This window comes from Dyadobacter sp. UC 10, from assembly GCF_008369915.1.
Taxonomy (GTDB): domain Bacteria; phylum Bacteroidota; class Bacteroidia; order Cytophagales; family Spirosomataceae; genus Dyadobacter.
This window is the reverse complement of record NZ_VSRN01000001.1, coordinates 5,221,253-5,234,995: the sequence shown is the minus strand read 5'-3', so window position 1 is coordinate 5,234,995 and position 13,743 is coordinate 5,221,253. Positions and strand designations below refer to the sequence as shown.

Here is a 13,743-nt window from a genome sequence, read left to right as displayed (position 1 = left end):
TGCCGCTGAAATGGCGCCAAACCATTTATCCTGCAACTTTTACCAGAACGAAGGCCTGGTAGTGGTACCGCCGGCGGTGCGGCAGTCTGTACAATTTGAAGATGCTACCAATACGGAATCCGCACGCGGGCCCCAGTAGGTCAGCAATAGCTGGGCGGTGTTCAATGCACAATCATCGTCCCTGCCCTGGCATCTTACCGGAATGGTATCAGGCTCGGTACATCTCGGAAAAATACCCAGCTTTGGCGTAATGGTCAGTCTGCGGGTTTCTTCTGTGGCAGCGCTGAAATAACCAAAAACAAGATCGCCGGGATCAGAAACGCTTCTGATGTTACCCGTTACCTGCGATGGCTGCGGATCAAAAAGGCTTCCCGTTGCCTGGGTAGTCTTGGCAAGGTCTGTCCAATATTCGAAAGCAGGCCGGGAAAGTCCGTATTGCCTGACCAGGATGCTGTATTTAATGAAAAGTTTATTGGTAGATACAGGTACCCGGTTCAACGGCAGGTTTTTAATGATATCACTGCTAAGCCTGATGGTACTGCCAAGCAAAATACTGCCCGACCTGGTATTCCCCCAGCATTTGTTGATATTATCTTTCCGGATGACCACCTGCTCATCAATCACTTCCAGAGCGGAGTAATACGTTGCATCATACTCCCAGGTCTCTTCGAATTTCCACCTGTAAAATTGCGTGCGGTTCTGCGCATCGTGGGTATTCACATAAAATGTCACTTCGTTTCTGGCGGCATCCAGCTTGTAGGTAAGGCTGTCGATAGCAGGTGTGCGGTTCACTGCCACATATTCAGAAAGGTATTCACGGCCGTCTTCAGTGTTAATCCGTAGCCTGTATTTGTCAGTCATACCATAAGATTGGGGTGGCAGCAGATACTGGCCCTCCCCGGACTCTGTAAATGGGTATGATTCTCCGGCTTCATTTTCCACGGTAATAGTGGCTCCCTTCTCAATGATCGGCTGGGCAGCCTGATTGATATTTTGTGTCCTTCGTAATGCTATCCGGCTCGTGTCCGTCCCGCCGACATTGAAAAACCCGTCAACGACCAGGTAATTTTCGTCTGAATTGATTTCCGGTGGGGAAAAAGGCTCTATACAACCATCTGTTAGAAATGGCAGCGCAAAAAGTAACAGAACCGCGGTAAGTATCCTGGCGTTTTTCACCTGATCTGCATTGATTTAATCCGTTCGCGGAAATTGCGACAGTTGAACGTGCAAGTATTGTAAATTTGCTTTTAATCAGCACTTAAAAGAGATACCAGCTCCCGGAATACCCTTGCCAGCCATGGAAAAAGTAAGGTAACTTCGATGAAACCGCCGCCAATGACATCCTCCTCTGCTCAAAAAACACATCCTGATATTAAAACGGGCTTTTTCAATTTCAGCCAGATCGAGAAATACTTCCTGAAAGCCAGTCAGGAAGATGTTTTCCACCAAATCAATGACCGGACTTTCCAGGATCTCGACATGGCGGATGTGTTCAGGTTCGCCGATCGCACCGTTTCTTCTGTCGGCCAGCAATATCTGTATCACATGATGCGCACAATTCCGCCGGATACAGATCGCAACGAAAAACTGGAAAGTACTATTCGTATTTTTAAGAAAAACCCTGAATTACGAACCGCCCTGACCAAAGAAATTGCCAGGCTCGATCAAAAGGATGCATATTACATTACTTCGCTTTTTCAGGAGCAATACATGCAGAGACCGAAATGGTTCTGGCTTATTCAGTGCCTTTCGGGTATCAGCGTGCTTTCGGTCGTGCTCGCTTTCTTTTTCCCGCAAATCCTGATTTTTCTGATCGTCCTGCTACCTGTTAACCTTGGCATCCATTATTGGAACAAAAATAATCTGTACCGGTATGGCAGCTCGCTTCCGCAGCTGGTGCTGCTCAACAAAACAGCGCGGCACATATTGAAAACTGCGGAATTTGCAGGTAGCGGCCCCGATTTACATAAGTCGGTCAAAATACTCGATAAGCTGGGCTTATCTATGTCCGTATTCAAAATTGAAGCGAAACTGCAAAGTGAGATCGGTCAGTTTGTTGAATATTTTATTGAACTGATCAAGGCACTTTTTCTGATAGAACCGGTATTGCTTTTTGCCACATTGAGAATGCTCGATTCCAGAAGGAAGGATATCGGCAATGTGTATCATTTCGTAGCCGGCATCGATGTTGCGCTCTCGGTCATGAACCTGCGTGAAAGTGTCCCTTACTCCTGCGAGCCAACAATTGGCGCTAACAATAGTAAATTGATTATCAGAGAAGTATATCACCCGCTAATCTTCGAAGGAGTAGCAAACGACATCAGCCTGGACCCGAAGTCTGCCCTGCTTACCGGTTCGAATATGTCGGGAAAAACAACCTTTATCCGCACTGTCGGCATTAATGCTATTCTTGGCCAGACCATCAATACCTGCCTCGCGGAAGAATTCATCATGCCTTTTATAAAAATTCACTCTTCCATCCGGATATCGGACGATTTGCTGAGCGACAAAAGTTATTATTTCGAAGAGGTAAGTGCCGTGAAGCAGTTGCTGGAGGAAAGCAAATCAGGCGCCTGCAACCTTTTTCTGCTGGATGAACTATTCAAAGGTACTAATTCGGTAGAAAGGATCGCGGTAGGAAAATCGGTGCTCAGCTATCTGGGACAGGCCGGTAATTTCGTCCTGGTTTCGACACATGACCGGGAGCTGGCCGATTACCTGACAGAAACTTTTGCCATTTATCATTTTACCGAAGTGATCAATGGAAACGACATCCGGTTTGACTACAAGATCAAACCCGGGAAACTGGCAACTACCAATGCGATCAGGATACTTGAATTGAACAACTACCCTCCGGAAGTGGTGCATGAGGCGCTCAGGCTGTCGGCGGAAATGAAAGTTGGGAATCACATTTTAAAACACCAGCCGGACAAATCATCAAACCGAACTCCCTGAAAACCAACTAACTTGTGCCCTTGCACATTCTAGAACAGCTGTAAACTGTAAATCGATTTGCATAGCGGAGTAAATTGCGCCTGATGCCTCTTTATTTAAATGGTAATGCGGTTTTTGTGTATTACTATCGCAGGTAACCGTTGCTAACCTGATCTAATTTTCAATCAATATGTCTACACCCCAGGTTACGTTACTGGAAAATTTACCTGATGCCGTTTTACAATTGGATAACTTCGGGAATATCCAGTATTGCAACGCCGCGGCCACGGCGCTCACGGGCTACAATAAAAACGAACTGTTAGGCAAGCCCCTTAACCTGCTGACCCTGAACCAGTATGACAATTTCAAAACAACTTACGAACTCGGCATTGCCGCTGCAAAAGGGATTTTTGTCGTAAACAACTGGAACAAGACAAAAGACGACAGGAAGTATTGGGCTGAGGTCACGATTTCCCCGCTACCCCAATCCTCTGAGCAACCGTCCACATTTGTGTGCATTATTCGTGACATTACGGAACGGAAAATGGAAGAAGCCGCGCTGATCGAAAATGAGGAGCGATTTCGTTTACTGGTGGAAGGTGTGCAGGATTATTCTATTTACATGCTGGATGTCAACGGGAATATTGTCACGTGGAATGAAGGCGGCCAGCACCTTACCGGTTATATTTCCAATGAAATTATCGGAAAACACTTTTCCATTTTTTATAACCCCAACGATCTTGTCGACGATAAACCCGCCAAAGAACTGGAAACTGCGAAGCGCACAGGCAGGTATGAAGAGCAGGGTTGGCGGGTCAAAAAGAACGGCTCTGTGTTCTGGGCGAGTATCGTGCTTACAGCGGTTTATAACAGAGAGAACAAGCTGATCGGCTTTTCAAAGGTAACCAAGGACCTTACAGAGCAAAACCGCGAAGAGGCTGCCCTGAGACAAAGCGAGGAACGGTACCGTTTGCTGGTTGAGCAGGTTACCGATTACGCCATTTTTATGATGGACGAAAAAGGCAGGATCGCAAGCTGGAACGAGGGCGCCAGAAGGATAAAGGGCTATGAACACCAGGAAGTGATCGGCAAATACTTCTCCATGTTTTATCCCGAAGAAGAAATTTTCAATAACAAACCCGCTTATGAGCTGAAAGTGGCGCGCCAGGAAGGAAAATACGAGGAAGAGGGCTGGCGCATACGAAAGGACGGCACGCAGTTCTGGGCCAACGTGGTTATTACGGCAGTTTATAATGCCGACAGGGTCCTGGTCGGGTTTTCCAAGGTTACCAGAGACCTTACCGACCGCAAGATAGCGGAGCAGGCGGAGCGGGACAGTGCCGAAAAATACCGCCAGATCGCTCGTGAGCTTGAAACAATCAATACAGAACTTTCGCGTACCAACAACGACCTGGAACAATTTACCTCCATCGTGTCCCACGATTTGCAGGAGCCATTAAGAACGGTAAAAAGCTTCCTGCACCTGATCACGGACAGGATTTCAAAGGGAAGATTTGATGAGCTGAACCTGTACGTAAGCAAATCCATTTTTGCCGCAAACCGCATGAAGGAGCTGATTGAAAACTTGCTTAGTTACTCGCAGGTGAGCAAAGGGCAGATCAGCACCCAAAGCTGGTCGCTGGACGAGCTGCTTGAACACGTGATACAAAATCTGAAAGGCTCGATCGACGCAGCCGGTGCATCCATCACGATTGAGAAGGACGAAGCCGAAATGATCACCGGCGACAAAGTCCAGCTGATGCAGCTTCTTCAAAACCTGCTCAGCAATGCGATTAAATTCACCAACGGGCACGAACCGAATATCAGACTGAATATCAGCCGTGAAAACGGGAACCTCCGAATCTCGGTTACCGACAATGGAATTGGGATGGACCCGGAAAGTACGCGCATGATTTTTGATCCTTTCAGAAGGCTTCACAATGCCAGGAATTACCCTGGCGCTGGCATGGGTCTTGCAATCTGTAAAAAAGTTGTGGAGCGGCATTGCGGCAGGCTGTGGGTTGAATCGCAGCCAGGTAATGGAAGTACTTTTCACTTTACGCTCTGGGAAACGGGGCCAAAACAACCCAAAACGCATGACACACTTTAAACTGATCATTGTAGAAAACGACGACGACGAGCGCTTTTTCATGAAAGAGGAGTTTCAGGCTTTTGGCGCGTTCGAGATTTTGGGTGACTTCATCAATGGCGATACATTACTGGAATGGATGAAAGAACATCCGGTCGATCTGCCCGATATCGTTCTTTCCGACTTGAATATGCCCGGTAAAAACGGCTACGATATCCTTTCATTTATCAGATCGGAGCCGGAATATGCGCATATCCGGGTGGTGATCACTTCCACTTCTTCCGTGATTTCTGTCCGCGAAAAGTGCCTGGCAATGGGCGCGACAGACTATCTGATCAAACCGGAGATATTTGTGGACTATGGTGCTTATGTAAAAGAATTTTATCAAAAAATGGAGCGGAGCTGAGGTCCGGCTTGAAAGAGCAAAAAAATTCAGGCATCAGATCAATTCACGAGGAACTTCCGGTATTCAGAATCGATCTGAAAGGTTGTGACGCCGAAACCGAGCATTCTTTTGCAATCCTCTCGCGCGTCGGAAAGGGCATCTTTCGAATCGCGGTAGTGATAGGTGTTGATCGCGGCAATTGTGACAATCCCGAGCGACTTCGCCCACTTCACATCTCCGACGCTAAGATTGGCGGGCCGCTCGAAGAAAAAGTAATTTTCGCTTTTGTAGCCGGTTTTTTGCATGTTTTCTTCCAGCTGTTTTCTCGAACAACTCAGTCTGATTTTTCCCGTAAAAAAATCCGTCGATTCGTCCGTCCCGATCATCAAAGCTGATTCGCGCAGCTGATATTTTTCAACAAGGGCTATGAGTTTTTCAAACAGCTTCACGTCCATTCCCCTGATCTTGTTGTCCAGCATCACACCCATCTGATGTTCGCGGCAAAACCGGAAAACATCTTCCAGCAAAACAGGGCTGCCGCCGTCGAGTGTGCTTTTTAATTTTTTAACGTCGCTCCATTCCATATCAACGACACGTTTATCCAGGCCGTAAAATCTTTTGAAATCAGCGTCATGATTGGCGATCAACTGGCCGTCTTTGGTAACCCTTACATCCGTTTCGATCATCGCGTAACCTTCTTTTGCAGCCTGCATTAATGCCGGCAGGCTGTTTTCGGTGTAAGTGCTGTCCACTACACCGCCCCGGTGGGCAATCAGCCGCACTGCCTGTGCACTCGCAACCAGTTCTGACAACAGCAAAAACGCCAGAACCGGCATATATTTAAGCAAATGTTGAAATACGTATCTATTTGCAGCACTGGTTGGCTTTTTCATGGTAATCATGCCTAAATTGATCAAGTTTACAGGATTGCGAGGCTAATATACGAATGCCCGATATATCGCCTTCAAAGCGAAGTATCGGTAAGGCTTTCCATAAAATCGACCACATGCTGGATTTCCGTCTGTGTCAGCTGCAATTTATCCGGTGCCAGCGTCTGATTTGGGACTTCGAGGCCAAGCCCTGCGCCTCCCCCTTCGTTATAAAATTCCATCACTTCCTGCAAGGTAGCCAATGCGCCGTTATGCATAAAGGGAGCGGTTTTGGCGATATTGCGAAGCGAACTTGTTTTGAACGCATGCTGCCATTGCGGAAAGCGGTTGTAGGCGCCCCTTCCCTTGTCGGCATCCATAACAGGGTGCTTCCAGTCGGCATCCCGGGTAGCGCCGAGTACTTCCGATTCGGTGCGCTGGTAGTCCGGCGGTACGGTGCCATTGAATAGCGGCACGAAATGACAGGTACCACAGCGTGCTTTTCCCATAAAAAGGTTAAAACCAGCCACCTGACTGTCGGTTAAGGCTAGCTTGTTTCCACGCATATATTGATCAAATGGCGAATCGAACGGACTGAGCGAGCGCACAAAGCTGGCCAGCGCATTTTGAACATAAACAGGCTGCACTGCGTCGATTTCCGGATAAGCTTTTTTAAACAGCTGATCATATTCCTGGTCCGAGGTGATCATTTGCGTGATTTTGTCCAGAGAACCGTGCATTTCTGCCGTATTATGGATCACATCGGAAGCCTGGTCTTCCAGCGAAGGAGAGCGGAGATCGTAAAACATCGCCTGCTGCAATGCTGCATATTTGATTGTCGGCGCATTGCGGCTGATTTCCGCCCCCGAAAAGCCCTTGCTGGTTTTGAACCCGTCGGTATAGGCAAGTGCAGGTGCGTGGCAGGAACCGCAGCTGGACTTTCCGTTTCCTGAAAGCCGCACATCATAAAACAGCTTCTGGCCCAATGCCACGCGGTCGGCGGTAGATTTAAATCTTGGATTACCGACCAATGCTTCCGGATCGTAGGCGCCTTTGTCAAATAAGGTAGCTACGCTGCCTTTCAATAGTTTTCGATCGTTGATGAAGGGTATTTTTGACAGCTTTTGATTTTGGTGCAGCTTTATGCATAGGGGATTAATGTGGTCGGCGATGAAAGTTGCCCGGTCGAATTCGTTGAAGCTTTTGCCTTTTTCCTCAAATGCGATAGCCTGCTCAATTTCTTTATCAAGCGCCTGGTATTCAGGCATTAGTTGATCGTAAGCCGAAAGATATTCCCGCAAAGAGCTGAGCACCACTTCACTCTCTTCCAGTGCATTTCCCGAGGCAGGTGTATCGAAACCGGAGATACCGAGCGTGATCAGTCTGAACAGTTCCAGCCGGAGCGCGTCAAGCACATGCGAATCGGTGATCCTGATATCGGCCCAGAGCATTTTGATCCGCTTGATATTGACCTGCATTTTGCGGACATGCCGCACGAGTTCTGCCTTGTCAGGCTTTTCTTCACTATAAATCAACTCCTCGATCACCTGTAACCCGCCCGGCTCGAAAACTGCATTCTCCTCGTCCTCTACCTCGTCCAGCGGCGCTCCGTTCACCTGTTTTACCGTAGTAGGCGCGAAATATTCTGCAAATGCTTCCACTTTTTTGTATTGCAAACGAAGCCGCAGAAACTCTTCCTGTAATCCCTTTTGATCTGAATTGTTACGCGCGTGGCCGAGGAAATCTTCATTTCTGCTAATGAGTGTATTGAGATCCGTGACAAACTTTTCAGAGACAGCTTCGACAGGACTTTTTTGCTGTAAACAACCGCTTAAAAGTACTGGCAATGCAAAAATGACAAGCTTATAAATTGGTTTCATACGGCCGGATAAGCACATCAGGAAGACCTCCGCTCGGAAGTCTTCCTGACATTATTTTACAAAAATGTTATTGTTTAATCCCTCTCACGATCACAGTCTGGCCGCCTTCCTTATTGGTAGAAATGCCGCTTCCATCCGCGCCTTTGTACTTTTCATCCTGCCAGGTGTGCGGGTGGATGTTGATCATAAAAGTTTCGGGAATGCCTGTTACATCCGAAATATCGATCATAGCACCATATTCCCAGGTGCTCAGCGAGTTGTTTCCAACCGAATTGTACTTCGCGTTGAATGCAGGCTCGTCGCGTCTGTGGTTCATGCGCAGCATTGCCTTCGATTGTTTCGTAGCAATATTGTACTGCCAGATCGTTCCGTCGTGGTCGTTATCTTTGTAAAAAGAATCGCCGTCTTCCTGCACGTAAACGTAGTTTTTGGTTACGCAAATGTTGTCAGGATTCACGATAAAGCTGCCCGGCTTATCGGCTCCGTCCATGATAATGTTCAGCTTGCCTTTCAGTGGGTTTGTCGCGTCAAATTTCAGATGATACACGCGGCCCCACATGTTTTTGCCGGCTACCGGGGTTACTTTATCCGCCTGGCTTACACCCGTAGCAGTAAAATAAATCTCTCTTCCTGCGCCATTGCCGCCTTTTACGTAATCAATATCCTCTACCCGTGCAAACTGGATCATTTTCTTGTCCACAGTCTGGGCTTGCAATTCTGTACCGGTGCTTGTTTTGACATTGTCGAAAGGCACAAACTCGACGTCGTAAGTCTGTCCTTGTACCATATCCGTCTCCACACTTTCCTGGTTGGTGCGGCGCAATGCGTACAATTTTCCATTGTTGAGGTCGCCCACTACGTCGGAAACGTAGGCTACCAGCTGCCCGTTTGTGTCGTCTTCACCGATGATGATTACTGTTTTACCTGGGAAAGCGTCTTTCGGAAGCGGTACTGCATTCTCAGCATTCCATTTACCGAAAGCTGCAACCGTCCTGGTTTTGTTCTTTTTGTCTGCCGGGGCAAAAGGATCGATCGCGTGCGTCATCGATTCAGAATTGGTCTCACCCGCTGTCAGGAAAACAGGCCCGAAACCGTGTTCCTCCGGCGTTGCCATTGTAGCCGAGCAAAGACGCCATTGTCCGCCTTCTGCATCCACAATATATTCGCCTTTTACGGGTTTCAGCTCTTTGTCCAGAAAAACACGCGACACTGAGAACAGGATCTCGTGGTTGTTGATCATCACAAATCCTTCCCCATTCGGATTTTTCATAAAAGCACCACCATCGGGCTGGGCGCCGTAAATGAAATCGGGTGAATCGGCAAGCTTGTCGTCGGAGCTGATCAGCGTTGTGATTTTCAGGTCTTCAAAGCCGGAAAGCGATTTGATGAGCGAAGGGTTAACAGAACGGTCGATAAGTTTGGAAGAATCGACAGGCACGTCGCCGTGGTCTTTCAGGCTGCACCCTGAAAACGTCATTGCGCCAAGGATCAATGCCGAGGCGCTGATTTTTTTGGTTAAAGTAAAGTTCATAAGCATGGTGAATTAATTTTCACAAAGCTATATGAACCTTACCTCGCACATTTTACGCAATTGTTAAGCAATCGTGAACAAAAAGAATTTTCGGTGGGATTGGATAACTGTTATGTCCAAATTTTATCGGTCATTTAACCACTGGAAAAGCGACAATCCTCACTTTTGTGAAACCATAAGGCACGAGGGTAATCTTTTCGACTTCTTGTTTCACTTCTCCTTTATAAATTCCTTCGCGGTCAGAAACTGGCTGTCTCGCGACCCCGTCGACGATCTTCCAGTTCGGGATTTTCTTTGCCGAAGCTGTAATTTCGATAGGAGCATGTGCCAGGTTCCAGACGAAGTTTTCTGAAACGGGCTTGACCACCTTCACCGACAAGTTTGCCTTGGGATCTTTTACAATATCCTGCAACAGTCCGTAGTTCCAATCCGATTTAGGAAAAACGCTGAAATAGTCCCCTTCCTCTTTCTGAGTGCCTTTCTCCCACCGCTCTTCCAGTTTCAATGCATATACCAATGGGCCGCGCTCGATTGTCCTGGAATTTTTGCCCCAATTGGAGGTAGCAACTTCCATTGGCAATTCCAGAGTGAGCTTGTCCATATTCTTCCACGTCCTGCTGATCGTCACGATCTGCCCACCTTTTTCTCTCCTTAACTCCTTTCCATTCAATGCAATCACCGCCTCAGTACACCAGGAAGGAATACGCAGCTGAAACGGGAAGGCAACCTCTTTGGATGTTGACAGCTCAAAAGTAACATTGCCCTCAAACGGATAATTAGTCACTTCATTAATCGTCACTTCGGTGCCGCCCTGCCCTACTTTCGCCTTGATTTCGTTCGGGCTGTAAGCCAATGCGGCCAGACCGCCATCCGCAGTTCCGTACCAGAGGTGGCTTGCAAACTTGGTCCAGCTTTGATGCATATTGGCCAAACAGCACGTGTAGCCACTTTTCATACCCAGAACATTATTCATCTCCCGGTCAAACGGCAGCGAAAAATCAAAAACGCCCCGACTGATCTGCACCTGGTTCGCGATCTGGAAATACTGTTTTGCGTTATAGTCGTCGGTAGTTTGCGTTGGCAATGCATTGAAAGTCATGCGCTCCAATGCATCCATATACTGAATATCCCCCGTGATGGCGATAATTTCTTCCAGTGAATACATTGCCTCGGCAATCGCACAAAGCTCAACACCCTGGGTAGGAGCATTTCCGTGCAGGTCTTCGTCTCCTGAAAAAATCCCCATCGGCAGGCCGTGCAGGGTCATCAGATCGGTGAAGCCGGTTTTGAGATAGGTAAGGTATTTCTTGTCCTTTGTCCGCTGATAATTAACCGCAGGGGATTTTAGCGCCATTCCGACATTTACAGCGTGCCGCTGCATCCATTTGTCATTATTCTGCTGTGTGGCTGCATTGATCACCCAGTCGCGGTTACCGAGCAGATCGCTCCATGGAAATGCCTGCGATTCGATCAGTGAAGCGAGTTCCAGCAGCGACGGGTCTTTGGTAATGCCGTACAGCCACTGCGCCATCATTACATTGTCGGCCCCGCGCGATTGGGCCCACTCTGTCCATTTTCCGAGCGGACAGTTTTTAATCGCGGTCGACTGATATCTGAAATACCTGGTCATAAACGGCACCACGCGCGGATCATTCGTAGCCTGGTAATATTGCTTTATCACTTTGAGCATGACCATTTTCGGCCACCAATCTTCCCCCGACGCACAATTTTCAGCGGTAATCTGTATTTTCTTTTCCCGCTCATCTTTGGTAACCGGCCCGAAATAGCCTGAGGGGCGTTGGTTATCGATTGTCCAGTTGATGTACGTTAATACCTTATCTTTCAAGATTTTGTCATCAAGCAAATAGGCAAGTGGTACTGCACCGTCGAGCCAGTATGGTGTTTCTTCCCAGCCGTCGCCTTTTCCGCCGAGCCAGCCATTGTCCTTCTGAATTTTAGCATGAACCTCATCCAAATGCCCGGTTGCCCCGTTTTTCATGATCACGAGCTGATCTTTCAGCCAGCCTTTCGGTTTGATCGCGCCGAGCGGGATTTCAGAATAAGGTTGTAAAGCAATGGCGGAAGCCTCGCTTTTCTGGGCAAAAGCTGGTGTCGAAAAAAGCATTGAGACCATTCCAGCCAGCAATGCAAGCTTATCATATTGTCGGGACATATTCCGGTGTTTGAGAAATGCGAGTTTAAGCAAATCCATCGAAAAAGCCGCCCCGGTACGGAGCGGCTTACAAGTAATTTGTACTCATTTTTTCAAAAAGTTTTATACTTACGGCTTTATGAGTTCGAACGGTTCTTTTGCGTAGGTTAGTGATGTATCCCACATCGGTCTTCCATTGTAAGTTGCTTTTTCAACAGAGATGTTCCCCGGTCTGACCCCGAATGAAGCTGATATCGTATCAGTGCTACCATCTTCGAATTCGAGATAGGTAACCCACTCATGATCGTTTCTACTTTCGTGAGTAGGGCCGTTAATAAATATCTGCAGTTGATAGAAAGATTCATTTGGGAATTTTTGAATGATATAACCACCCGGAGCATCCATCCACGGGTCATAATAAAACTCTTTGATACCGTTAACCAGATAATAAACCTTAAATCTTTTAAAAGAATTTGGAGAATTCGGGTCAAGCATATCCACCCCTGCCGCATTTTTTATTTCTAAGTAAACATTTTTATCCCATATGATTCCAACCAAGATTTCCTCTTCATATTTATCCCTGCATTTTAAATTCAACAAACCAATCATCATGATTCCGAGATATAACAGTGAGTTTCTCATGGCGTTTGTTAAGGCTTTTTGATAGATGTGACCATCTCTAACTGAGTAAAATACAGCCCTTGGTTAGATGGATCTGCCGCTGAAGGAGCATAAAAGCCATTTGCGTTGCCGTCCCAGCCCCAATTCATATGAAATAAAGGTCCATTAGATGAAGTGCAGGATATATACTGGTAATACCCATCACAAACCCAGGCGTGCCCGCCCGAATTTGCTTTTACACCCCCAAGAATTACAGGTCTTGCAAAGTTTAAAATTTCATTTTCCACGGTGCCTGCATTGAATGAATTGGACCAGGTGGTTTGAGGTGAATAGCCGAAAGAGCCAATAAGAGCGGCAGGAACAGCGGATAGATAGGCCCCGGAACCATTGCAATTATACATCATATTGACGCTATTGGCTGCCTGCCGCATAAGATAAGCTGTTTCGGATGAATTTGGCCCCATCAGGTTCCAATGGATGACACTTGGATGTTTATGGTAATTCATCACTTCGGCCATTGCGGTTGCCACACATCCGGTATACATTCGTCCATTGGGCAGACCTGTACAACCATACATCAATTGTAATGGCATATAGCTATTCCACTTATGAGTTTGGCCCCAAGATGCGGTGTTCAGAGTTACATAGATTTGGGAATCCTGGCAACCGGGATCAACAGGTGCATCCAAAACTCTTCCTCCTGAATTTTTGCTTTGCTCGGCCAGCTTAGTTATTGCAACGGTATTTTCCAATCTTTCCCATTCACTGCTGATATTCGGGTCAGTATCGCCGCCTTTCAACCGAAGTTGTTGAATCGACTCTCCGTAGCTGTTCATGACTTCTTTTACCCCGGCAGGAAATTCCTGGTCAATCGGAAAATCATTCGTATCTGAAAATGCTAAAATAGGTCGGGCCTTTTTCTCGGCTGACACAATGATAAACCCTCCTTCATTATAGGTAATAACTTGATAAAGAGGGTTTTGCTGTGCGTCACTAAATGTCCTGATCCTTTTTACACTTCTTTCTTTGTTGCCTGTTCTTGCATTCTTGCTTGACTCGCTTCTGTTACTAATAACAGCAGACAATAAGTCAAAATTCTTTGCGATCTGTATTGCATTGTCCTGCCTTTCATCCCTGTGCGCACTCAAATCACCAGACGAATTGACATTATCCGGCTGCTGACAGGAAGCTACGAAAAGGAAAATTGCGGAGAGTACCCAGTTAAACTTTTTCATAAATACATCAATTATTTGGTTTGTGAATGAATAATTAGACAAACCAA

10 protein-coding genes are annotated in these 13,743 nt (G+C 47.0%); 3 read left to right on the top strand and 7 right to left on the bottom strand.

Annotated elements, in window-relative coordinates; genetic code table 11:
• Window positions 1–39: 39 nt before the first annotated feature.
• On the bottom strand, window positions 40–1,176 hold the full coding sequence (locus FXO21_RS21710) for a DUF4249 domain-containing protein (RefSeq protein ID WP_225865795.1): 1,137 nt from the start codon (window positions 1,174–1,176) through the stop codon (window positions 40–42).
• Window positions 1,177–1,335: 159 nt separating this feature from the next.
• Between FXO21_RS21710 and FXO21_RS21705 the strand changes: the two genes are divergently transcribed.
• From FXO21_RS21705 to FXO21_RS21695, 3 genes are all read left to right on the top strand, one after another.
• The gene (locus FXO21_RS21705) at window positions 1,336–2,955 is read left to right on the top strand and encodes a MutS-related protein (protein ID WP_225865794.1); all 1,620 of its coding nucleotides are present in this window, start codon (window positions 1,336–1,338) and stop codon (window positions 2,953–2,955) included.
• A gap of 169 nt (window positions 2,956–3,124) precedes the next feature.
• Complete coding sequence (locus FXO21_RS21700) at window positions 3,125–5,044, top strand: PAS domain S-box protein (RefSeq protein WP_149642043.1); 1,920 nt, start codon at window positions 3,125–3,127, stop codon at window positions 5,042–5,044.
• Window positions 5,031–5,429: a response regulator gene (locus tag FXO21_RS21695; RefSeq protein WP_149642042.1), complete on the top strand. Its 399-nt coding sequence runs from the start codon at window positions 5,031–5,033 to the stop codon at window positions 5,427–5,429. The genes FXO21_RS21700 and FXO21_RS21695 overlap by 14 nt, the downstream gene beginning before the upstream one ends.
• Window positions 5,430–5,467: 38 nt before the next feature.
• On the opposite strand, the gene FXO21_RS21690 is transcribed toward FXO21_RS21695, so the two are convergent.
• The 6 genes from FXO21_RS21690 to FXO21_RS21665 all read right to left on the bottom strand — a co-directional run bounded on the left by FXO21_RS21690 (window position 5,468) and on the right by FXO21_RS21665 (window position 13,696).
• Entirely contained in the window at window positions 5,468–6,301 is an 834-nt protein-coding gene (locus tag FXO21_RS21690; protein WP_192579292.1) for a glycerophosphodiester phosphodiesterase, read from the bottom strand.
• Window positions 6,302–6,372: 71 nt separating this feature from the next.
• A complete protein-coding gene (locus FXO21_RS21685) occupies window positions 6,373–8,157 on the bottom strand; it encodes a cytochrome-c peroxidase (protein ID WP_192579291.1) in 1,785 nt (594 codons plus the stop codon).
• A 67-nt stretch (window positions 8,158–8,224) separates the two neighbouring features.
• Window positions 8,225–9,688, bottom strand: coding sequence for a PhoX family protein (locus FXO21_RS21680; protein WP_225865793.1), 1,464 nt, complete (start codon window positions 9,686–9,688; stop codon window positions 8,225–8,227).
• Between the two features lie 130 nt (window positions 9,689–9,818).
• Entirely contained in the window at window positions 9,819–11,861 is a 2,043-nt protein-coding gene (locus tag FXO21_RS21675; RefSeq protein WP_149642038.1) for a beta-L-arabinofuranosidase domain-containing protein, read from the bottom strand.
• A 108-nt stretch (window positions 11,862–11,969) separates the two neighbouring features.
• On the bottom strand, window positions 11,970–12,482 hold the full coding sequence (locus tag FXO21_RS21670) for a hypothetical protein (RefSeq protein ID WP_149642037.1): 513 nt from the start codon (window positions 12,480–12,482) through the stop codon (window positions 11,970–11,972).
• An 8-nt stretch (window positions 12,483–12,490) separates the two neighbouring features.
• Window positions 12,491–13,696 (bottom strand): C10 family peptidase, encoded by a 1,206-nt coding sequence (locus tag FXO21_RS21665; protein WP_149642036.1) that lies wholly within the window; start codon window positions 13,694–13,696, stop codon window positions 12,491–12,493.
• Window positions 13,697–13,743: the final 47 nt, after the last annotated feature.